This window comes from Mycobacterium mantenii (genome assembly GCF_001667865.1).
In the GTDB taxonomy this organism is placed as follows: Bacteria; Actinomycetota; Actinomycetes; order Mycobacteriales; family Mycobacteriaceae; genus Mycobacterium; species Mycobacterium mantenii_A.
In genome coordinates this window covers 16,609-38,450 of the sequence record NZ_LZJP01000120.1, presented here as the reverse complement: position 1 = coordinate 38,450, position 21,842 = coordinate 16,609, and the positions used below count along the sequence as shown (strand labels likewise).

15 protein-coding genes and 1 pseudogene are annotated in these 21,842 nt (G+C 66.0%); 13 read left to right on the top strand and 3 right to left on the bottom strand.

The features are described 5' to 3' along the window. Positions 1-7 precede the first annotated feature (7 nt). The 9 genes from A5688_RS23195 to malQ all read left to right on the top strand — a co-directional run bounded on the left by A5688_RS23195 (position 8) and on the right by malQ (position 10,992). A complete protein-coding gene (locus A5688_RS23195) occupies positions 8-1,579 on the top strand; it encodes an MlaD family protein (RefSeq protein WP_068268290.1) in 1,572 nt (523 codons plus the stop codon). After that, the gene (locus tag A5688_RS23190; protein WP_067828108.1) at positions 1,576-2,631 is read left to right on the top strand and encodes an MlaD family protein; all 1,056 of its coding nucleotides are present in this window, start codon (positions 1,576-1,578) and stop codon (positions 2,629-2,631) included. The genes A5688_RS23195 and A5688_RS23190 overlap by 4 nt, the downstream gene beginning before the upstream one ends. After that, positions 2,624-3,679: an MCE family protein gene (locus A5688_RS23185; protein ID WP_067828106.1), complete on the top strand. Its 1,056-nt coding sequence runs from the start codon at positions 2,624-2,626 to the stop codon at positions 3,677-3,679. The genes A5688_RS23190 and A5688_RS23185 overlap by 8 nt, the downstream gene beginning before the upstream one ends. Next, positions 3,676-4,791, top strand: a complete 1,116-nt coding sequence (locus tag A5688_RS23180; protein ID WP_067914348.1) for an MCE family protein — start codon at positions 3,676-3,678, stop codon at positions 4,789-4,791. The genes A5688_RS23185 and A5688_RS23180 overlap by 4 nt, the downstream gene beginning before the upstream one ends. Then, on the top strand, positions 4,788-6,020 hold the full coding sequence (locus tag A5688_RS23175) for an MCE family protein (RefSeq protein ID WP_067828099.1): 1,233 nt from the start codon (positions 4,788-4,790) through the stop codon (positions 6,018-6,020). Before A5688_RS23180 ends, A5688_RS23175 begins: the two co-directional genes overlap by 4 nt. Next, a complete protein-coding gene (locus A5688_RS23170) occupies positions 6,017-7,276 on the top strand; it encodes an MlaD family protein (protein WP_067828096.1) in 1,260 nt (419 codons plus the stop codon). The genes A5688_RS23175 and A5688_RS23170 overlap by 4 nt, the downstream gene beginning before the upstream one ends. A 26-nt stretch (positions 7,277-7,302) precedes the next feature. Next, a complete protein-coding gene (locus A5688_RS23165) occupies positions 7,303-8,034 on the top strand; it encodes a hypothetical protein (protein ID WP_067828093.1) in 732 nt (243 codons plus the stop codon). An 18-nt stretch (positions 8,035-8,052) separates the two neighbouring features. Further along, the gene (locus tag A5688_RS23160; RefSeq protein WP_067828091.1) at positions 8,053-8,820 is read left to right on the top strand and encodes a mannan-binding family protein; all 768 of its coding nucleotides are present in this window, start codon (positions 8,053-8,055) and stop codon (positions 8,818-8,820) included. Positions 8,821-9,006: 186 nt separating this feature from the next. After that, on the top strand, positions 9,007-10,992 hold the full coding sequence (gene malQ / locus A5688_RS23155; RefSeq protein WP_067914345.1) for a 4-alpha-glucanotransferase: 1,986 nt from the start codon (positions 9,007-9,009) through the stop codon (positions 10,990-10,992). A gap of 25 nt (positions 10,993-11,017) precedes the next feature. Here malQ and metH read toward each other — a convergent pair whose 3' ends face one another. Continuing rightward, on the bottom strand, positions 11,018-14,779 hold the full coding sequence (gene metH / locus A5688_RS23150) for a methionine synthase (protein WP_067914342.1): 3,762 nt from the start codon (positions 14,777-14,779) through the stop codon (positions 11,018-11,020). 404 nt (positions 14,780-15,183) lie between these two features. Between metH and A5688_RS23145 the strand changes: the two genes are divergently transcribed. Continuing rightward, on the top strand, positions 15,184-16,074 hold the full coding sequence (locus tag A5688_RS23145; RefSeq protein WP_207546731.1) for a PAC2 family protein: 891 nt from the start codon (positions 15,184-15,186) through the stop codon (positions 16,072-16,074). 202 nt (positions 16,075-16,276) lie between these two features. Beyond that, positions 16,277-17,707: an amino acid permease gene (locus tag A5688_RS23140; RefSeq protein WP_067914339.1), complete on the top strand. Its 1,431-nt coding sequence runs from the start codon at positions 16,277-16,279 to the stop codon at positions 17,705-17,707. Here A5688_RS23140 and A5688_RS23135 read toward each other — a convergent pair. Next, on the bottom strand, positions 17,704-18,582 hold the full coding sequence (locus tag A5688_RS23135; protein WP_067828081.1) for an SDR family oxidoreductase: 879 nt from the start codon (positions 18,580-18,582) through the stop codon (positions 17,704-17,706). The genes A5688_RS23140 and A5688_RS23135 overlap by 4 nt on opposite strands. A gap of 684 nt (positions 18,583-19,266) precedes the next feature. Here A5688_RS23135 and A5688_RS27840 point away from each other — a divergent pair. Together A5688_RS27840 and A5688_RS27125 are read left to right on the top strand one after the other, a co-directional pair. After that, positions 19,267-19,440, top strand: coding sequence for a hypothetical protein (locus tag A5688_RS27840; protein WP_165606875.1), 174 nt, complete (start codon positions 19,267-19,269; stop codon positions 19,438-19,440). A gap of 171 nt (positions 19,441-19,611) precedes the next feature. After that, positions 19,612-19,839 (top strand): annotated as a pseudogene (locus A5688_RS27125) (MbtH family NRPS accessory protein); the annotation flags it as partial. Positions 19,840-19,998: 159 nt separating this feature from the next. Here the strand turns inward: A5688_RS27125 and A5688_RS23125 are convergent. Further along, positions 19,999-21,825, bottom strand: coding sequence for an AMP-binding protein (locus A5688_RS23125; RefSeq protein ID WP_082955202.1), 1,827 nt, complete (start codon positions 21,823-21,825; stop codon positions 19,999-20,001). Positions 21,826-21,842: the final 17 nt, after the last annotated feature.

The following is a 21,842-nucleotide window of genomic DNA, read 5'->3' as shown; positions in this document are numbered from 1 at the left end:
GTGGAACATGCCCAATTCCTTTGAGCTGGACGGCCGCGGCCCGTCGGACCGGCAGCTGTTCGGCATCGGCATCGCGGTCGTGGTGGTCAGCGCCCTGGTCACCGGCGCGATGCTGATCAAATCCACCGGCAGGCTCAACGATTACGTGCGGGTGGTGGCCGACCTGGTCAACGTGGGCGACGGACTTCCGCAGAAGTCCGACGTCAAATACCACGGCGTGCTCGTCGGCATGGTCAACGGCGTCGTCCCGGCGGCGCACGGCAAGCCCAACTACGTCCACATCGACCTCAAAGAGGAATACGCCAAGTCGATTCCGGCCAGCGTGACCGCACGCGTGGTGCCCAGCAACGTTTTCGCCGTCTCGTCGGTCCAGCTGGTGGGCAACGGCCCCGGTGCGAAAATCCTTGATGGTGACCATATCTCGGAGGACAAGCGGCTGCCGACGGTGCTGTTCCAGACGACCGTCACCAAGTTGCGCGACCTGCTCGCCGCCGCGGGGCGCGACCGTGACGACAGGTCGGTGGGGATCCTGGCCGCCCTGGGTGCGGCCACCGACCACCGTCGCGTGAGCCTGCTGCACGCCGGCGCGCAATTGAATCGCCTTCTCGACCAACTCAATTCGATCGTCAGCACCGACGCCGGGCCCTCGACGGTGTCGGCGCTGCTGGATGCGACGACCGGGCTCGCGCAGACCGCGCCCGATCTTCTCGATGCATTGCATCAGGCCGTCGAACCGATGCGGACCTTCGCCGAGACCCGCGGGCAGTTGGCCTCGTTGCTGTCGGGTGCCGACTACACGGTCGGCACGACGCGTCAATCCTTCGACAACCACATCGACCAACTCATCAAGATCACTACCGATTTCACGCCGGTGCTCGGAATCCTGGCGCAGAAGTCGAACAACTTCGTGCCCGCCGTCGCCAAGCTGGACAACCTGGCCAACCAGTTCATGGAACAGGTGTGGAACCCCCGAACGAACCTGGGCAACATGCGCGCGATGCTGACCTTCACGCCCAGTTCCACCTACACCCGCGCCGACTGTCCGCACTACGGCGAGCTCAAGGGACCCAGCTGCTTTACCGCACCGCTGATTCCGGTGCGGCCCGACCTGCCCGACGTGCTGCTGCCGCAGAACTATCAGCCGCCCAAGGACCTGGCGCCCCCGCCGGGCACGGTGATCGGTCCGGACGGCAACCTCGTCGCGGTGGGTCCGCCGCTGATCAACCCGCATCCCAATCTGACCGATCCCAATCCCCCGCTGGCCCCGGGGATTACGCCGTCGCCACCCGTGCCCGGCAGCGCGAACCCCGACAACCCCTCGCCCGGGGCGCCGGCCACACCACAACCGCACGAGCCGTGGGTCGCGCCGGTGGCGCCCAAGGCGCCGTGGATTCCGCAGGCCGCTTTCGGGGGCTCTCGTTTCGGCGGAAACGTGGGACCCGTTGGAAGCCAATACGAGCGAAACATGCTGGGCGTGATCACCGGCGCGCCAACCACCGCCGCCACCGAGCTGCTGCTGGGTCCGGTCGCCCGCGGCACCACCGTGTCGCTGGCTCATCAACCCGGGGAGGCCAAATGAAATTTCGCGGCCCACTCATCGCACTGACCCTGTTCATGATCGTCTCGTTGACGCTGACCTGGCTGGTGTATGTCAGCCTGCGGCGGGACGTGGCCGGCGACACCGCCCGGTATTCGGCGGTGTTCACCGACGTGTACGGGCTTCGCGAAGGCGATGACGTCCGCATGGCCGGCGTGCGGGTGGGCCGCGTCGAAAAGGTCGAGCTGGACGGCAAACTGGCGAAAGTCTCGTTCGTCGTGCAGTCCGAACAGCGGCTGTTCGGAAACACCCTCGCCTCGGTGACCTACCAGAACATCGTCGGCCAGCGTTACCTCGGGTTGTCCCTGGGCAAGGACGGCAGCCCGCAGCTACTCCCCCCGGGCAGCACCATCCCGCTGGAACGCACCGAACCCTCTTTCGACGTGACCACGCTGCTCAACGGCTACGAACCGTTGTTCAGCCTGCTGAACCCGCATGACGCGGACAACCTCACCAAGGGCATCATCGCCTCGCTGCAGGGCGACACGTCGTCGCTCACCACGCTGGTCGGCCAAACCTCTACGCTCACCGAAACATTCGCGGGCCGCGATCAGGCCCTGGGCAATGTGATCACCGACCTCAACAAGGTGGTCGGCAACCTCGCCCAACAGAACGACAACCTCGACGGGGTCATCACGCAGACCCGCAGCGTGGTCGGCGAGCTTGACCGGCGCCGCCCGGACCTGGTCGCCTCGATCGGTTCGCTGGCCCGGGTGACCGACCGGCTATCGGCCTCGGCGACGGACGTGTACCCGGCGCTGCGCGAATTCATCGATCGCCAGCCCGGCGTCACCAAACACATCATGGACGTCGAACCGCAGGTGGCATTCTTCGGCGACAACATCCCGCTGCTGCTGAAAGGGCTGACCCGGGTGGGCAATCAGGGCGCCTACGGCAACGCCTACGTGTGCGACGTGAACTTCATGGGGTTCTTCCCCGGGCTGAACGATGTCGTGCCGATCATCATCAACGCTGCCACGCCCGGCAACAGGGCTTGGCACACCCCGCGCTGCAGGAGCACGGTCGATGGCTGACACATCGATACGACAGCGGCTTTCGGGGATGAAGAAGCGTCCGCTGGAAAGCTACAACAAGACCTGGCTCGGGTTCATCGCCGTCGCGGTCGTCGCGGTGGTGATCGTGGTCATGCTGCTGGTCCATGCGATCGGTGCCGGCTACCGGCATTACACCGCGGAGTTTCTGCAGGCGGCCTCTCTGCGGACGGGCAACCCGATCGTGGTCGCGGGCATACCGGTGGGCAACGTCACGAGCATGAAACTCGTCGGCGACCACGTCGAGGCGGGGCTGAAGGTCCGCGACGACATCAAGCTGGGCAAGGACTCCCGGGCACAGATCAGGGTCACCACCATCCTGGGTTCGCGCTACCTCGCACTGGAGCCCAACGGCCCGGCGCACCTGCCCAACAACACCTTCGACCTGGCACACACCGAGGTGCCCTACGACCTGCAGGCCGCGTTGCAGGACGCCACCACCACTTTCGAACAGGTCGACTCCGACAGGTTCGCGCAGTCGCTGGCGGTGCTCGGCAAGCAGCTCGAGGGCCTACCATCCGTTGTGCCGCAGGCGATCACGAACATCAACACGCTGTCGTCGATCATCGCGGTACGGCGCGACCAACTTGGACAGCTGCTGCGCAGCACCGAGCAGGTGACCAACACGCTGCGGCGCCAGCAGGCCGGCATCGGCGCTATGGTCGACCAGGGCCAAGACCTACTGGGTCAATTCGTTGCGCGGCGCGCCGTTTTCCACGCGATGATGCAGTCCCTCTCGAGCCTCGTCGACACCATGAGCCAGGTCGTGGTCAACGATCGCTCGGGTCTGGACGCGCTGATCAAAGACATGCGTGACTTCACCAACCTGATGTCTCAGCACGACGACCTGCTGCACAGCATGCTGCAAACCAGCCCGATTTTCTTCCGCGAGGCCGCCAACCTCACCGGTGACGGCAACGCGATCAACTTCAACGCCCCCAACGTCCCGCTGATCGACTCGTGGATGTGCGCGATCAGCGGGCGTGCCAAGCAGTTCGGCATGATTCAGTACTTCAAGGACTGCAAGTGAGGGGCCTCGGCGCCAAGGCGCTGGCCATCGCCGCCGCGGTCGCGGTCATCGCCGCGGCGGTCGGCATCGGTTGGTGGTACCTGAGCTCCGACGAGGACACGATCACCGTGACCGCCCAATTCGACAGTGCCTCGGGCCTTTACGATGGCAACGAGGTGGCGGTGCTGGGCATGCCGGTGGGCAAGATCACCAAGATCAACCCCAGGGGCGGCTACGTCGAGGTCGAGTTCACCATCGACCGCCACGTCAAAGTGCCCGCCACCGCGCAAGCCGTCACGGTGTCGACGTCCATCCTCACCGACCGGCAGATCGAGCTCACGCCGCCCTATCACGGCGGACCGACCCTGGAGAACCACGACACCATCGGATTGCCCCGGACCAAGACACCCGTCGAATTCAGCAGCGTCCTCAACGTTTTGGACAAGGTGACCAAGTCCCTCGAAGGCGACGGCCACGGCGGCGGGCCCATCGCCGACGTGCTGGGCGGCGGCACCGAGGTGGTCAACGGCAACGGCGAAAAAATCAAGGCGGCGCTGGGTGAGCTGTCCAAGGCGCTGCGGCTGTCCAGCGACGGCGGCGCGGCGACCCGCGGGCAGATCACCACGATCGTCAAAAACATCAGTACGCTGTTCGACGCCGTGGCCGCCAATGACACGAAATTGCGCGAATTCGCCTCCACCATTCACCAAGTCAGCCAGATCATGGCCGACGAGGACCTGGGCAGCGGCAGCACCGGGCACAAACTCGACCAGCTGATCCAGCGGGCCGGCGACCTGCTCGACGAAAACCGGGACAACGTCAAGCAGGCTGTCCTGCACGGCAACGACACCTTGAAGACGGTGACCGACCAGCGGCGCGACCTGGCCGAGCTGCTGGATCTGGCTCCGTTGGTGGCCGACAACGCCTACAACATGATCGACCGGGCGAACGGCAGCGTGCGGGCCCGGTTCCTCACGGATCGATTGCTCTTCGACAGCCAGTACACCAAGGAGATCTGCAACCTGATGGGCCTACGGCAACTGGGCTGCAGCACGGGGACCATCCAGGACTTCGGCCCCGATTTCGGGTTGACGTATGTGCTCGACGGCATGGCCGCCATGGGGCAGAAATGATGGCCGCGGCCGCGCGGGGCGCGCTGACGGTGGTGGCCGCCGCGATGGTCACCGCGGGATGTGCCACGAACGGCCTTGCCAGCCTGCCCCTTCCGGCCCCGGGGCTGGGCTCGGGCGGGTATTCGCTGAACGCGATCTTCTCCAACGCGCTCAACCTGCCGATGAACGCGAAGGTCAAGCTCGCCGGCGCCGACGTCGGGCAACTCGAATCGATGGTCGCACGCAACTACACCGCGGTCACCCGGCTGCGCATCCGCGACGGCGTGCAACTGCCGCGGGGCAGCACCGCCGAACTGCGCACCGCTACACCACTGGGCGACGTGTTCGTCGCGCTGAAGCCACCGCCCGACGATCCCGCGGACGGGCCGCTGTTGCGCGACGGCGACACCATCGGCCTGGATTCGACCGCGGCCGCCGCGACCGTCGAGTCGGTGTTGAGCTCGGCGGCGATTCTGGTCAACGGCGGGGCGGTTCGTAATTTCACCAACATCATCAACGGATTCGGCAAGGCGACCGGCGACCAGGGCCAGGCGTTCGGAGACATGATCCGCAAGTCCAACGAGCTGCTCGGGAGGCTGGATGCCCGGTCCGATCAGATCTCGCACGCGCTGACCCAATTATCGCGCCTGGCAGACCAACTCGACGCCAAGAACCAAACCATCGGCGACCTGATGGCGGCCGCCAGCCCCGCCACCTCGGCCCTGGCCGACAACACCAGCCAGCTTTCCAACCTGGCCGTCCAGGTGGGTGACACCTCCCGGTTGTTGGCCAGGTTTCCGTCGATCGGCGGGACCGACACCAGCGGCCGTAGCATGATCCGCGACCTGAACACGATCGCCGGGGCCGCCAACGACGTCGCGGTGAGCCCTGATACCAGCTGGCAGTCGATCAACCGGCTGATCCCGGCGCTGGTCAAATCGACGGCGGGGAACTCGATTTCGGTGAATGTAAGTGTGGACAAGATCATGCTCGGGTCGCTCCCCGACATCGGATTCCCCGGTGACATCGGTCTGCACGGGCCGCACCACTACAACGTGAACCTGCTCGTCGGCACCCTCAAGTACACCCTGTGGCGGTTGCAGGAACGCGTGGTCGGTCGGGGGCCGAACTCGCCACAGGTACCGGTGATACCGGACCCGAACATCCCGGGCCAGATCGACGTCGCCCCCGGACCTCCGCCGGCACCGGCCCCGCCGCCGGGACCGCCGCCACCAGGACCGCAACCATGATGCGCGCCGGCGCCAACTTCGCCAATGCCATTGTGCGCGCGGTGCGCAAGGGCCACCGGCAGCAGGTCTGGCTGTCGGTGGCCGGTCTGGTGCTCATCCTGGTCGTGGCGACCGCCTATCTGCTCATCGGCGCGCTGCGAGTGAAGCCCTTCGCCTCGTCCTATCGGGTCACCGTGCAGTTGCCGGAATCCGGTGGCCTGCTGCCCAATCAGGACGTGGCGCTGCGCGGGGTGCGCATCGGCCGGGTCGAGTCGCTGCAGATCACCGACAACGGGGTGAACGCCGTCGCCAGCATTACGTCGAAGGTGCGGATTCCGGCGAACAGCGTCGTGCACGTGTCGGCGCTCTCGCCGGCTGGGGAGCAGTACATCAACTTCGAAGCAGCGTCCGACGCCGGACCGTATCTGCACGACGGCAGCCTCATCGCCCTTGATCACGCGACGGTACCGGTCAGCTTGGCGCAGTTGCTCGGTGACGCCGACGGAATGCTGGCCCAGGTCGACCCGCACAAGATCGAGCTGATCAAGAAGGAATTGAGCCTGAGCAAGGAGGGCCCGGCGAAGCTGACCGCCATCGTCGACGGCGGCACTTTCCTGCTGTCGACGCTTGATTCGGTGCTACCGCAAACCACGAGCATCATCAAGACCAGCCGGGTCGTGCTCACCCTGGCCAATGACAAGAACGCCGGATTGGGCGCCACCGCAACCGAGCTCAACCGCACGCTGACCGGCGTGGCCAGGATGCAGGCCGGCTACCGCCGGTTGACTCAGCAGACGCCGCGGACCCTGTCGGCCGTCGACAATCTGTTCGCCGACAACTCCGACACCATGGTGCAGCTGCTGGGCAGCATGGCCACCATGTCGCAGCTGTTCTATCTGCGGGTGCCGGCGCTCAACGCGCTGTTTCCCGACTACCGTGGCTCGGTACTGGACGCGGTGACGAGCGCTTTTCACGATGGCGGAGTCTGGGCGACGGCCGACCTCTACCCCCGCTACGTGTGCGACTACGGGACACCGTCGCACGCGCCGTCCGCCGCCGATTATTACGAGCCGTTCATGTACACCTACTGCCGTGACGACGACCCCGCGGTCTCGATCCGCGGCGCCAAGAACGCCCCACGACCGGGCGGTGACGACACCGCCGGCCCGCCGCCGGGCGCGAACCTGGGCCAGCGAACCGATCCGACTCCGCGTGGCCGCTACACCATTCCCACCCCCTACGGCGGGCCGCCGCTGCCGATCGAACCGCCGCACTGAGCTTTGAACCCATCGACCGTTAGGAGATGATCGTGGTCGTGACCACCAAGAAGAACCCGAAAGCCGAGGCGCGTGCCGAATCGGAGCCGGATGACGAAATGCCGGTATCCGCAACTGAAGACGCCGAGGAGGTACGCGACGCCGACGAACAGCTCGAGGCCGACGACGCGGTTGATGAGCAGGCCGATGACGCGGCTGATGAGCAGGCCGATGACGATGCGGACGAAGGCAGCGGGCTGCTCAAACGTAAGCGCCCCGAGACCGAGCGCACGAAGCGGCCCTGGCGGCGGTATCTGCGTCGCGGCTTGCTGCCCGCGTTACTCGTTGCTTCACTTGCCGTTTCGGGATTCCTCGGCTGGCGACAATGGCAAGATCATCAGCTGCAAGTGGCGGGCGACCAGGCCCGGCAGGCGGCCATCGCCTACGCGCAGGTGCTCACAAGCATCGATTCGAACAAGGTCGACGACAACTTCAAGCAGGTGCTCGACGGCGCGACCGGCGAATTCAAGGACATGTATACCCAGTCCAGCGTCAAACTGCGGCAGTTGTTGATCGACAACAAGGCGACCGCCCATGGCGTGGTGATGGACTCCGCCATCCAGTCCGAATCCACCGACCGGGTCGTCGTGTTGCTCTTCATCGACCAGACCGTCACCAACACGGCCGCACCCGACCCCCGCATCGACCGCAGCAGGATCAAGATGACCATGGAGAAGGTCGACGGCCGTTGGCGGGCAAGCAAAGTCCAACTCCTCTGAGCCGAGCGGAGCCATCCCATGCTCAAGCGATTGTCAGTGGCCCTCGTATTGGTCGCGGCCGCAACGATTCCCGGCACCGCGACCACACACGCATCGGCGCCGTCGTTCTGCGGCGAGCTCGGCGGCGACTGGGACGGCCAGTACTGCCACACCACGGTGACCTCGGAGCGCAACGCCGTGCGGGACATCAAGGTCGCCGTGCCCGACGACTTGGTCGACAATCCGACCACCGGCCCGGCGATCCGCGACTACCTGCACACCCTGGTCAACAACTGGAAGACCGCCAACGGCAGCATGGCCGCCGACAGCTACGGCGAGGAGAACTTCGAGGTATTCCGGCACGGCAACCTGCTCAGCGCGGTCTTCCACGAGGACTATCACGCCGACGGGCCCAAACCCAACAACGCCTATCGAACCTTCACCTTCGACATGGCGAGCGGCAGGAGGGTACAGCTGGCGGACCTGACCACGTCGAACCCGCTGACCGCCATTCCCCCACTGGCCCAACCGTTTATCGAAACCGCGCTGAACCAAGCGCCGCCGCCGCACGATCCGGGCAGCTACCCGTTCACCGTCGACCGCTGGACCCCGGACAAGGTCTATTCCGGGGCGTACAAGGCGTGGGCGGTGACTCCCGACGAGTTGATCCTGTACATGCCGGACTACCCGGTGGCCCACGACGAACCGATCAACTTCACGCCCGGGGTCATGCAGTGGTTCATGGACGGCGGCACCGTGCAGGCGCACATCCCGCTGTCCGCCCTGGCGCCGGTGCTGCGCATCTGAGCGGTGTGAGCGTCCGTGTAAGTCGGGCCAGGATGGGTACATTCCGGAAGTGCGCCCGCCTCTTCGCCATCCGAGCACTCGCCTTCCGAGCACTCGCCATTCGAGCACTCGCCATTCGAGCACTCCTCGTGTTTGCGATGACAAGTCACCGATCCGCCCCGCTGTACCCCTATTGCGAACGACCTGATGGCGCGACCGAAGCCGGTGCCCGATGACTTGCGCCAACTGGCCGCGGCCCACGGGGTGGCCACCTTTTACCGCAACGAACGACGGGAACCGGTCGAGGTCGATGCGGACGTGGTGGTCCGGGTGCTGGCATTGCTCGAAGTCGATGCCCGCAGCGCCGCGGACCGGCGTCGGGAATTGGCGAGGCTGGCCGAGCGCAAGCGCGCGGGGGCCTTGGCGCCGACGGTCGCCGTGCGGGTGGACGGCCGGCCGCGAACCCTTCCCGGGGCGGTCGAATTGGTCGGCGAGGACGGCAATCAGACCGACCTGCGCGAAGAGCTGCCCGGCGATTTGCCGCCGGGCTGGTACCGGTTGCGCACCAGGGACGGCCAGCAAGTCACCCTGGTAGCGGCCCCACCGCGCGTGCCCCAAACACCGGTTACCTGGGGCTGGATGCTGCAGCTGTATGCGCTGCGTTCCGATCGCTCATGGGGCATAGGCGATCTGGGCGACCTGCGAGACTTCATCGACTGGACCGCAGCGGCGCACGGCGCGGGCGCGGTGCTGCTCAACCCGCTGAACGCGCCCGGCCCCACGCATCCGGTTCAACCTTCGCCCTACACCCCGTCCAGTCGACGATTTGCCAACCCGTTGGCGCTGCGCATCGAGGACCTCGAGGCTTACCGTCGAGCCGACCCGGAGACCCGCGCGGACGTCGACGCACTGCGTGTCTCGCCCGCCACCGCGCGCATCGACCATGACCTCGTTTGGGCCGCGAAACGTGCCGCGCTGGAAGCGCTTTGGCGGGCGGAGGACCGGCCTGACCCACTGGAAGGTGCATCGTCCAGGGCGCTGCGCGACTGGGCCACCTACTGCGCGCTGGCCGAGCGGCACGGCGGCCGCTGGCCGCAATGGCCCGGATCTTTGCGTGACGTCGACGGACCGGGCGTCACCGCGACTCGCCGGGAACTGGCACCCCGGATTGCCTTTCATGCCTGGGTGCAGCAACGCTGCGCCGAACAACTCGGCGAGATACGCAACGCCGCGCGCAGGGCCGGTATGGCGCTGGGCGTCCTGCACGACCTCCCGGTCGGGGTCGACTCGGACGGCGCTGACGCGTGGGCCCTGGCCGACATGCTGGCCACCGGAGTTCACGTCGGCGCTCCCCCGGACAATTTCACTCCCCGCGGCCAGGATTGGGGGCTACCGCCCTGGCGGCCGGACCGGCTCGCCGCCACCGGATACTCCGCATTGCGAGACATGCTGCGCGCCATATTGGTCCACGCCGACGGCTTGCGGATCGACCACGTCGCGGGTTTGTGGCGACTGTGGTGGATACCGCCGGGCGAGTCTGCCGACCGGGGTACCTACGTCCACTACGATGCCGACGCCATGCTTGCCGTGCTCGCCCTGGAAGCGCAGCGAGCCGGGGCTACCGTGGTGGGCGAGGACCTGGGCACGGTCGAGCCGGAAGTCACGGAAGCGTTGGGCGACAACGGAATGCTGGGCTGCGCGGTGTCCTGGTTCACCCGCGACGAATCCGCGCCCGAACAACCGTTGCTTCCCTCGTCGAAGTGGCCGCCGCGCGCGGCCGCCAGCCTGTCCACGCACGACCTGCCCACCGCGGCCGGATTCCTACGAGGCGAACACGTGCGCGTGCGCGCGGAGCTGGGTCTGCTCGACGATGTGCCGGCCGAACAAGCCTCGGCCGACAACGAAAAAACCGAGTGGCTGGCCTTGCTGCGCGCCGAAGGGCTGCTGCCGACCGATCCGGACGAGAACGACATCATCGTCGCGATGCACCGCTTCCTGGCGGCGACCCCGAGCAGGTTGAAGTTGATTTCGCCCTACGACATCGTCGCCGAGCCGCGACAACCGAACCTGCCCGGCACCATCGACGAATACCCGAACTGGCGGCTGCCGCTGCCGGCAACGCTGGACCAGCTGCGCGCCGACCCACGCGTCGCCATGATCACCGCCGCGTTCCGAACGGCCACCGGCTCCTGATTCCGGGTCGGGGTACGCCCGGGGATCAGTCCTCCGGGTTGTAGCCGAGGTTCGGGGCGAGCCAACGCTCGGCTTCCTGCAGAGTCCAGCCCTTGCGCTTCGCGTAGTCGGCGACCTGATCCTGGGCCATCCGGCCGACCACGAAGTACTGCGACTGCGGGTGCGAGAAGTACCAGCCGCTGACGGCGGCACCGGGCCACATCGCCATCGACTCGGTCAGCTCGATGCCGGTCCGCTCCTTGACGTCCATCAACTTCCAGAGCGTCGCCTTCTCGGTGTGCTCCGGGCACGCCGGGTAGCCGGGGGCAGGGCGGATTCCCCGGTACTTCTCATCGATGAGCGCCTCGTTGTCCAGCTGCTCGTCGGGCTGAAATCCCCAGAACTCCTTGCGGACCCGTTGGTGCATCCGTTCGGCGAACGCCTCCGCCAGCCGGTCGGCGACCGACTCCAGCAGGATCGCGCTGTAGTCGTCGAGTGCCGCCTTGAACTCCGCGATCTTCTCCTGGCTGCCGAGCCCCGCGGTGACGGCGAAGGCGCCGACGTAGTCGGCCAGGCCGGTGTCCTTGGGCGCGATGTAGTCGCCCAGCGACCGGTTCGGGATGCCGTCGCGGTGTTCGCCCTGCTGGCGCAGGTTGTGCAGCGTGGTCAGCACCTCGCTGCGGGTGTCGTCGGTGTAGACCTCGACGTCGTCACCAACCGCGTTCGCCGGGAAGAAGCCGATGACCCCGTTGGCGGTCAGCCACTTCTCCTTGATCAGGGTGTCGAGCATCTCCTGGGCGTCGTCGTAGAGCTTGCGGGCGGCCTCGCCCGACGCCGGGTTGTTGAGGATGTCCGGGAACCGGCCCTTCATCTCCCAGGCATTGAAGAACGGCTGCCAGTCGATGTACTCGCGCAACTCGGCGAGGTCGTAGTCATGAAAATCCCGTACCCCCACACCTATCGCGGGCACCGGCGGCGTGTAGCCGTCCCACTCGATCGGCGTCCTGTTCGCGCGCGCCTTCTCCAGCGTCAGCATCGGCCGCTCATTCTTCTGCGAGTGCCGTTCGCGCAGCGACGCGTAGTCCTTCTCGGTGGCCTCCAGCAGGGCCGGACGCTGCTTGTCGTCCAGCAGCGCGGCGGCGACCGGCACCGAGCGGGAAGCGTCCTTCACCCAGACCACCGGACCACTGCGACGCGGCGAGATCTTCACCGCCGTGTGGGCGCGCGACGTGGTCGCGCCACCGATCAGCAGCGGGATGTCCATCCCCTCGCGTTCCATCTCGACGGCGAAGTTGGCCATCTCGTCCAGCGACGGGGTGATCAGCCCGGACAGCCCGATGATGTCGGCGTCGTGCTCCTTAGCCGCGTCCAAGATTTTCTGGGCGGGCACCATCACACCGAGGTCGATCACTTCAAAGTTGTTGCACTGCAACACGACCCCGACGATGTTCTTGCCGATGTCGTGCACGTCGCCCTTCACGGTCGCCATCACGATCGTGCCGTTGGTGTCCTTCCCGGCGGTGGCGCCCGACTCTTCTTTCTCCGCCTCGATGAACGGCAGCAGGTACGCCACGGCCTTCTTCATCACCCGGGCCGACTTCACCACCTGGGGCAGGAACATCTTGCCCGAGCCGAACAGGTCACCGACGACGTTCATGCCATCCATCAGCGGGCCCTCGATCACCTCGATCGGGCGACCACCCGCTTCGGCGATCTCGGCGCGCAACTCCTCGGTGTCATCGTCGACGTGGGCGTCGATGCCCTTGACCAGGGCGTGCGTGATCCGCTCCCGGACCGGGAGGCTGCGCCACTCGGCCGCCTTCGGATCCTCGGCCTTGTCCGACTTGTTGAACCGTTCGGCGATCTCCAGCAGCCGTTCGGCCGCGTCCTCGCGACGGTTCAGGACGACGTCCTCGATGCGGTCCCGCAGCTCGGGGTCGATCGAGTCATAGGGCACCAGCGCGCCGGCGTTGACGATGCCCATGTCCAGGCCGGCCTTGATGGCGTGGTACAGGAACACCGCGTGGATTGCCTCGCGGACGGGGTTGTTGCCCCGGAACGAGAACGACACGTTCGAGATACCGCCGGAGAGGTGCACCCCGGGCAGGTTCTCCTTGATCCAGGCGCAGGCCTCGATGAAGTCGATCCCGTAGGTTGCGTGCTCCTCGATACCGGTCGCCAGCGCGAAGCAGTTCGGGTCGAAGATGATGTCCTCGGGCGGGAAGCCGACCTCTTCGGTCAGGATCCGGTAGGCGCGTCCGCAGATCTCCTTGCGGCGCTCCAGGTTGTCGGCCTGCCCCTGCTCGTCGAAGGCCATCACGACCACGGCGGCGCCGTACTTGCGGCACAGCCGTGCCTCGCGGATGAACTTCTCCTCGCCCTCCTTCATGGAGATCGAGTTGACGATCGGCTTGCCCTGCACGTTCTTCAGGCCCGCCTCGATGACCTCCCACTTGGAGGAGTCGATCATCACCGGGACGCGGCTGATGTCCGGCTCGGCGGCGACCAGCTTGGTGAACCGGTCCATCGCGGCGACGCCGTCGATCATGCCCTCGTCCATGTTGATGTCGATGACCTGCGCACCGACCTCGACCTGCTGCAGCGCGACCGACAGCGCGGTGTCGTAATCCTCGGCCTTGATCAGGTTGCGGAACCGGGCGGAGCCGGTGATGTTGGTCCGCTCACCGATGTTCACGAACAGGGAGTCCTCGGTGATGTTGAGCGGTTCGAGGCCCGAAAGCCGGGTGGCCACCTCGATCTCCGGCAGCTCGCGCGGCGGCGTGCCCTCGACGACCTTGGCGATCTCGGCGATGTGCGGCGGCGCCGTCCCGCAGCAGCCGCCGACCAGGTTGACCAGACCCGCCTGAGCGAAATCGGCGATGTAGCCGGCCTGACGCTCCGGCGTCTCGTCGTATTCGCCGAAGGCGTTGGGCAGGCCGGCGTTGGGGTAGCAGGAGACGAAGGTGTCCGCGATGCGCGCCATCTCGGCGATGTAGGGCCTCATCTCCGGCGCGCCCAGGGCGCAGTTGAGGCCGACCGCGATCGGCTTCGCGTGCCTGACCGAGTTCCAGAACGCCTCGGTGACCTGACCGGACAGCGTCCGCCCGGAAGCGTCGGTGATGGTGCCCGAGATGATCACCGGCCAGCGGCGTCCGCGGTCCTCGAACAGCGTCTCGACGGCGAACACCGCCGCCTTGGCGTTCAGCGAGTCGAAAATCGTCTCGATGATGAGGAGGTCGGCACCACCGTCGACCAGGCCATTGGCAGCCTCGAGGTAGGCGGCGACCAGCTGGTCGTAGGAGACGTTGCGGGCCCCTGGGTCGTTGACGTCCGGCGAGATCGACGCGGTCCGCGTCGTCGGCCCGATTGCGCCGGCCACGTAGCGCGGTTTGTCCGGGGTGCTGTACTCGTCGGCGGCCTTGCGTGCCAGGGCGGCGCCGGCGTAGTTCAGCTCGTAGGCCAGGTCCGCCATGTCGTAGTCGGAGAGCGATATCGCGTTCGCGTTGAACGTGTTGGTCTCCAGGATGTCGGCGCCCGCCTCGAGGTACTCCTGGTGGATCCCCTCGATGATCTGCGGCTGAGTCAGGTTGAGCAGGTCATTGTTGCCCTGCAGAGCGGTCGGCCACTCCGTGAACCGATCGCCGCGGTAGCCCGCCTCGTCCGGCCGGTCGCGCTGGATCGCCGTGCCCATCGCGCCGTCGATCACCATGATCCGCTGGCGCAGAGCTGCCGTCAGTTCGTCGGTGCAGTCAGGGCGGATGTTCGGCTCCAAGGTGTTCGGCGCCGAGGTGTTCACGGTGGCGTTCACGTGCGTTCCTTCCGTTACGGAAGGCGTCCTTGACTCTGCCGAGCGTGGCGGATACCCGAAGGGGACCGGCCCCCCCCAAATAACCGTTGCAACGCCTCTCGACCAGAGAAGTCTACGTCGTCACCCGACGCCTGGACGCCCAGCTCGACCCGATCCGCTTGGCGTGCGCCGTGCCCATGAGCGCCAGCGTGCGGACCTTGTCGGCGATGTCATAGTTACCTATGTTAACCAGTTTGCAGCCGAACGTATTTCGCCCCGACCGTGTCGGCGCCGACCACCACCCGCGTGTTCGCTCGCAGCGGTCACGCCCCCAAGGATAGTGGCCGTATGGAATAGGCCCGGTGGTTGACAGCGCCCTGCCAGGCTGCCCCAAAGATCTGCGTCAAAGGCCGTACCCTGATTCTGTGACCCCGCCTGACGGCCCCCCCTTCGGCAAAGCCGCATTGCCCGAACTGCACAACACCGTCGTCGTGGCTGCGTTCGAGGGCTGGAACGACGCCGGTGACGCGGCCAGCGATGCCCTCGAACACCTCGAGGCCATCTGGGAAGCGGATCCGATCTTGGAGATCGACGACGAGGCGTATTACGACTACCAGGTGAATCGCCCGGTGATCCGGCAGGTGGACGGGGTGACCCGGGAGTTGGTGTGGCCGGCGATGCGGATCTCGCACTGCCGGCCGCCAGGCAGCGACCGCGATGTCGTGCTGATGCACGGGGTGGAACCCAACATGCGCTGGCGCACGTTCTGCTCGGAGCTGGTGGCCATCGCCGACAAGCTCAACGTGGACACCGTCGTGATCCTGGGCGCGCTGCTGGCCGACACCCCGCACACCCGGCCGGTCCCGGTTTCGGGCGCGGCCTACTCCCCCGAATCGGCGAAGCGTTTCGGCCTGGAGGAAAGCCGCTACGAGGGCCCGACCGGCATCGCCGGGGTGTTTCAGGACTCCTGCGTGGCGGCCGGGATCCCGGCGGTGACGTTCTGGGCGGCGGTGCCGCATTACGTGTCGCAGCCGCCGAACCCCAAGGCGACGGTGGCCCTGCTGCGCCGGGTCGAAGACGTGCTCGACATCGAGGTGCCGCTGGCCGACCTGCCGACGGACGCCGAGGAATGGGAGCAGGCGGTCACCGAGATGACCGCCGAGGACGAGGACCTCGCCGAGTATGTGCTGTCGCTCGAGCAACGCGGCGACGCCGAGGTCGACATGAACGACGCCCTGGGCAAGATCGACGGCGACGCGCTGGCCGCCGAGTTCGAGCGGTATCTGCGCCGCCGTCGCCCCGGCTTCGGGCGCTAGTGGCGATCGCGAGCGCGGCGCAGCCGGGCGAAGCGGGTCGCCACCATCGGAACTAGTCGCGATCGCGAGCGCGGCGCAGCCGGGCGAAGCGGGTCGCCACCACTGAAACTGACGCTCGCGGGCGCCGTGGGTCCCGCCCGAACTTGCCGACGGCCGACCGAGTACGGCAGCATCGCTGCGCGACCCACCGATTGGACGGTTGATGGCCCCTGGTGATGGCGACCCGAATCCGGTGATCGGCGAAGACGCCGGTTATCGCAAAGGGCTCAAGCCCCGGCAAGTGCAGATGATCGGCATTGGCGGCGCGATCGGCTCCGGCCTGTTCCTGGGCGCGGGCGGCCGCCTGGTCAGCGCGGGACCGGGAATGTTTCTGGTCTACGCCGTGTGCGGCGTCTTTGTGTTTCTGATCCTGCGAGCACTGGGCGAGTTGGTATTGCATCGCGCAACGTCGGGTTCGTTCGTGTCGTATGCGCGCGAATTCTTCGGCGAGAAGGCCGCCTATGCGATCGGCTGGATGTATTTCCTGGGCTGGTCGATGACGGCGATCGTCGACACCACCGCGATAGCCACCTATCTGCGGCGGTGGACAACCTTCGCATCGATCCCCCAGTGGATTTTGGCGCTGCTCGCCCTGCTCGTCGTGCTGTCGATGAACTTGATCTCGGTGGAGTGGTTCGGTGAGCTCGAGTTCTGGGCGGCGCTGGTCAAGGTTTTCGCACTCGTCGCATTCCTGGTCGTCGGAATCGTCTTCCTCGCGGGGCGTTACCAGATCGACGGCCAGAGCACCGGACTGAGTCTGTGGTCCGACCACCGCGGACTCTTCCCCTCCGGCGTGTTAGCGGTGCTGCTGACCACCTCGGGTGTGGTGTTCGCCTATGCCGCAATCGAATTGGTGGGCACGGCCGCCGGGGAGACCGCCGAGCCGGAGAAGGTCATGCCGCGCGCGATCAATTCGGTGATCGCACGCATAGCGATCTTCTACGTCGGCTCGGTGGCGCTGCTGGCGTTGCTGCTGCCCTATACCGCCTACAAGGCCACCGAAAGTCCTTTCGTCACATTCTTTTCCAGGATCGGCTTCCACGGCGCCGGGGACGTGATGAACGTGGTGGTGCTCACCGCCGCCCTGTCGAGCCTGAATGCGGGGCTGTACTCGACCGGCCGCATCATGCACTCGATGGCGTCCAGTGGCAGCGGACCCAGGTTCGCGACCCGGATGTCCAGTACCGGAGTGCCCTACGTCGGTATCGCCATGGCGGCCGCCATCTGCCTGCTCGGCATCGCTTTGAATGCCGTCAATCCCGGCGAAGCCTTCGAGATCGTGCTCAACCTCGTCGCGCCGGGCATCATCGCCTGCTGGGCGACCATCGTGCTGTGCCAGCTGCGCGTCTACCGGCGGGCCAAGGCCGGGCTGATGCAACGGCCGCGGTTTCGCATGCCGTGGGCACCGTATTCGGGCTATCTCACCCTGGCGTTCCTGGCCGCCGTCCTGGTCATGATGGCCCTCGACAAGAAGACCGGCTCCTGGACCATCGCAGCGGTCGCAGTCATCGTCCCGGTGCTGAGCGGCGGGTGGTTCCTGGTGCGCAGCCGGGTGGCGACCGTCGGATCGGAGCGCGCGGCCCAGACGGACTAGGACGTGCCGAGGTCGCGGTTGTAGGCACTGGTGGAGCGGCCCAGCGCGGCGACTTGGGCGTCCAGTTGCGGCAACAGCTCGGCGGTGGATTTGTGCAGCGGCATCTCGCCTACCCGGCTGCCCAATACCGGCTTGACCCAACGGAACAGCGCCACCCAGCGCGGGCAGTAAACGCGGGTGCGACGGCCCTCGATGCCCTTGACGAAAGCGGCCGCGCACCTGTCGACGGTCGTGGTCTTACTCAGTGGCCACGGCAGGCTGGCCAACAGCTGGTTGAATGCCGGCAGGTCGGACTGAGTGTCACGAACCAGGGCGGTGTTGATCCAGGACATGTGCGCCGAGCCGACCGTGACGCCCCGATGCGCCACCTCCAGCCGCAACGCATTGGCCAGCAGCTCGATGCCGGCCTTGGAGGCGTTGTACGGCGCCAGCCCGGGGCAGGCGGCGTAGGCGGCCAGCGACGACACGATCAGCACGTAGCCGCGGCGCTCGATCAGCGCGGGCAATGTGGCCCGCACGGTGTGAAAGACGCCGAGCACGTTGATGTCGAGCACCCGCCTGAACGCGTCGGGGTCGACTTGGAGCACCGACCCGTAACTGGCGATACCGGCGTTGGCCAGCACCACATCGATGCCGCCGAATCGCTCGACGGCGCGGGCGGCGGCGGCCTCCATCGCGGACAGATCGCGCACATCGGCGACGGCCGTGAGCACCCGCTCTTCGCCAAGTTCGGCGGCCAGGGCCTTGAGGTCGGGTTCGTTGAGATCGGTCAGCACCAGCTTGGCGCCCTTGGCGCACAGCCGGCGAGCGGTCTCTGCCCCGATCCCCCGGGCACCACCGGTAATGAAAACGACTTTGTCCTGCAGCGATGTCATGATCGCCAACGTACCGTGCGAGCACCTGAGGGAACACGCCTGCGCGCCTACGTTTTCAGGCCCTCGACGGCGCGCGCCCGAGTCGGCCGCAAACGCCGGGTTGTGCATCACCCACAGGACCGCAGCAGCGCAGCGACGCCATTAACAACACCGAAAACGCGCGGTAATTCATGCGTCCTTTGCGAAATTCCGCGCGGCGGTGGTGTTGCGCGTTGATTATGTCTGCACTTCTGGCCGCACTCATTCGCGGGACCGATTCGCCGGGCTGATTGTCCCCGGGTCGGAATGTTTTGTAACCACCACTCTAGCTGGGCGTATGCACTACTCTAATTGGCTCCTACCTGCCCCTATCGCAGCGAACGCGACCATAAGCTCCCGGCATGACACGCAGTCGAGCATGTGGCCGGGCGGCCGCCAGATGACAATCTGCAGCTTGACCCCATCGCCAGCGGCATTCGTAGACCTTTGCGGCGTCAAGCAGAACGCGACCGAAACAAAATCACGGTCGACTGCGTCCATTAAATCCACCGGCGCACCACTCTCGCTCTGCTGCCCCGCTGATGCGGCTATCGCCGCTGGTCCTCCCGGGTGTGTCTACGCCGAAGCCGTCGCGCTCCATCGGTGCGCGACCGGAATCGACCGACTCGGGTTTTGTCGGTTCCACTTGTAAAAAAGGGAGGAATAATGCATAAAAAATCCACCCCACGAGACTTTTCGGCGTGGAAGTTTGTGATGCACGCCAGCCTGGGCGATATCGACACTTACCTCTGGCACCGCCAGGGCAGCAATCAGTTCTGCTGGCGCCCCGTTGGAAAGTACTGGGGCGCAACGAAGACGACGATGGACGAAACAGAGTGATGGAACCTTCAAATTTCGCTGGCGTAAAGCGGACGTAAACAGCGGAATCGAGGCTGTTTCTGCAGCTCAGGAAGATCGCACCGAGAACTTCCCGACTTTTTCAAAATCCTGCCGAACCCTAAGGGCTTGCCATCCCGCCTGCTCGTCTCGACTAGACGAACTGCAGAAGCGGTGAGCATCAGCCCGTTCGACGTCGACAACTTCGACTTTTTCGTGTTGGTCAACGACGAAAAGCAGCACATCATTCTGTAGCAGGCCTTCGCCGACGGACCGGCTGGCGAGCGGTTTACGGCGTACCCGGGCCGCACTGCGTGCCTGGACCACATCGAACAGGACTGGACCGACATACGGCCGACGAGCCTCGACCGAGGCGCGTCGACCCCCGCAGACGCAGGTCGTGCGTCGCCGGAGCGCAACGAACGAATCTTGGCCGTAGACAAGGAGTTTGCGCGGATGGCGTCGACGAGAGCCCGCGGGGGCGGCCGACCGAGATCAACCCCTCTACTGATCCCGGCCGGGGCCGCCAACACCACCGCGAAACCTCCGGCGCGGCAACACCTAAACGTTCAGGCGGGCGAATTGACCTTGCCGGTAATGCTCGACGCATGCCGCTCGCCGAACCTTGCCACTCGTGGTGATCGGTATCGAACCGGGCGTCACCAGAACCAGATCCGCGACCCCGATGCCGTGCGAGTTGGAGATCGCCGAGGTGACTTCGCGCTTGACGACGCCGAGCTTGTCCGCCGCCTCTTCGTCCGACGCACCGTGGTTTCTGACCTCGATGATGACCACCAACTTTTCCATGTTGCCTTGCGGAACCGCTATCGCCGCGCAGCGACCCCGGGTGATCTCCTGAACCGTCGCTTCGATGTCGTCGGGTGAGTGGTTACGCCCGTAGACGATCAACAAATCTTTGATGCGGCCGATGATGAACAACTCGCCGTCGGACAAGAAGCCCGAGTCGCCGGTTCGCAGCCAGGGCCCTTCGGGCGTGCCGGCCGACGGAGCGACCAGTCGGTCGCCGAAGGTGCGTTGAGTCTCCTGCGGCTTTTGCCAGTAGCCCATGGCGACGTTGCCGCCGTGCACCCAGATCTCACCGACCGTTCCCTGCGGGCACTCGACCTTGGTGTCGGGATCGACGATGCGGATCATCGGTGACCGTGGCACTCCATAGCTGATCAGCGGTGTGCCGGCTGGGCTTTCGCAGCGCTCCGCGGTGCCGGTGACCAGCTTCTCGGAGTCGAAGTGCACGATCTCAGGTGGCTGCGCCGGCGTTCGGGTCAGCGCATATACCGTCGCCTCTGCCAGCCCATAGGCCGGCCGAACCGCCTTGTCGGGCAGATTGAATTGGGCGAACTTCTCGGTGAAACGCCGCAGCGTCGCAGGGTGCACCCGTTCGCTACCGCTGAGGACGGTCAGCACGTTCCCCAGGTCCAGCCCGGCCATGTCCTCGGCCGATACCTTGCGAGCCGCCAATTCGAAGGCGAAATTCGGCGCGGCCGTGAACGCGTGACTTTCCTTGGCCACCAATTGCATCCACCGGGCCGGCCGCTGCAGGAACGCCACCGGACTGGTCAGCACGGTGCGAATTCCGCCGAGGATGGGTGCGCACACCCCCAGGACCAAGCCCATGTCGTGATAAAACGGCAGCCAGGACACGATGGTCGCGTCCGGCGGGGGAACGCTTCCGTACTCCACGAACAAGTCGGACATGATCTGCTCGAAATTGGCCAGCAAGTTCCGATGCGTGACCATGACCCCGGCCGGTTGGCGGGTCGACCCTGACGTGTACTGCAGATACGCCACACCCGTTGAGTCAGCCTCACTCCCGAGGCCAGATCCCGTCCGGGCGTCAAGGTCGAGCAGGTCGACCTCCACGACGGACGGAACGGGCCCGCCGGGTTGCGACTTGACGTACTCGGCAACGGTAACTGCGGCAGTCGATGTGGTGAGAATGACCGTCGGCAATGCGTCGCGCAGCACCGAACTGACACGCTCATCGCTGACACCGCCCAGCGGAACCGAAAGCGGAACGGCGATCTGTCCCGCCTGCAGTGCGCCGAGAAACGCCACGATGTAGTCGAGCCCCTGCGGTGCCATGATCACGACGCGGTCACCGGTCGATCCGTAATCTCGAAGGGTCCGTGCAACGTTCACCGTCCGCCGATAGAGCTGCGACCACGTCAGGCTCTGGGCAACCCCGTCCCAGTCCTGCTCGTAATCCATGAAGGTGAACGCCGTATCGCCGGGCTGCAGGCTGGCACGTTCGCACAGCAGGTCCGAAATGGAAGTCCCGGGTACGGGCAGTGCGTCACCGCGCCCTTCGCCGCCATGACTCGCCGTCTCACTTGTCGGCGAAACTGTAAATGCGATAGGAGATGTCATTGTTGCTCAATCCTTGG

Bases quoted from the DNA above. Each gene is read 5' to 3' on its own strand.
- A5688_RS23195 (WP_068268290.1), top strand. From the start codon at position 8: ATGCCCAATTCCTTTGAGCTGGACGGCCGCGGCCCGTCGGACCGGCAG.
- A5688_RS23190 (WP_067828108.1), top strand. From the start codon at position 1,576: ATGAAATTTCGCGGCCCACTCATCGCACTGACCCTGTTCATGATCGTC.
- A5688_RS23185 (WP_067828106.1), top strand. From the start codon at position 2,624: ATGGCTGACACATCGATACGACAGCGGCTTTCGGGGATGAAGAAGCGT.
- A5688_RS23175 (WP_067828099.1), top strand. From the start codon at position 4,788: ATGATGGCCGCGGCCGCGCGGGGCGCGCTGACGGTGGTGGCCGCCGCG.
- A5688_RS23170 (WP_067828096.1), top strand. From the start codon at position 6,017: ATGATGCGCGCCGGCGCCAACTTCGCCAATGCCATTGTGCGCGCGGTG.
- A5688_RS23165 (WP_067828093.1), top strand. From the start codon at position 7,303: ATGATCGTGGTCGTGACCACCAAGAAGAACCCGAAAGCCGAGGCGCGT.
- A5688_RS23160 (WP_067828091.1), top strand. From the start codon at position 8,053: ATGCTCAAGCGATTGTCAGTGGCCCTCGTATTGGTCGCGGCCGCAACG.
- malQ (WP_067914345.1), top strand. From the start codon at position 9,007: ATGGCGCGACCGAAGCCGGTGCCCGATGACTTGCGCCAACTGGCCGCG.
- A5688_RS23140 (WP_067914339.1), top strand. From the start codon at position 16,277: ATGGCCCCTGGTGATGGCGACCCGAATCCGGTGATCGGCGAAGACGCC.
- A5688_RS23135 (WP_067828081.1), bottom strand. From the start codon at position 18,582: ATGACATCGCTGCAGGACAAAGTCGTTTTCATTACCGGTGGTGCCCGG.
- A5688_RS27840 (WP_165606875.1), top strand. From the start codon at position 19,267: ATGCATAAAAAATCCACCCCACGAGACTTTTCGGCGTGGAAGTTTGTG.
- A5688_RS23125 (WP_082955202.1), bottom strand. From the start codon at position 21,825: ATGACATCTCCTATCGCATTTACAGTTTCGCCGACAAGTGAGACGGCG.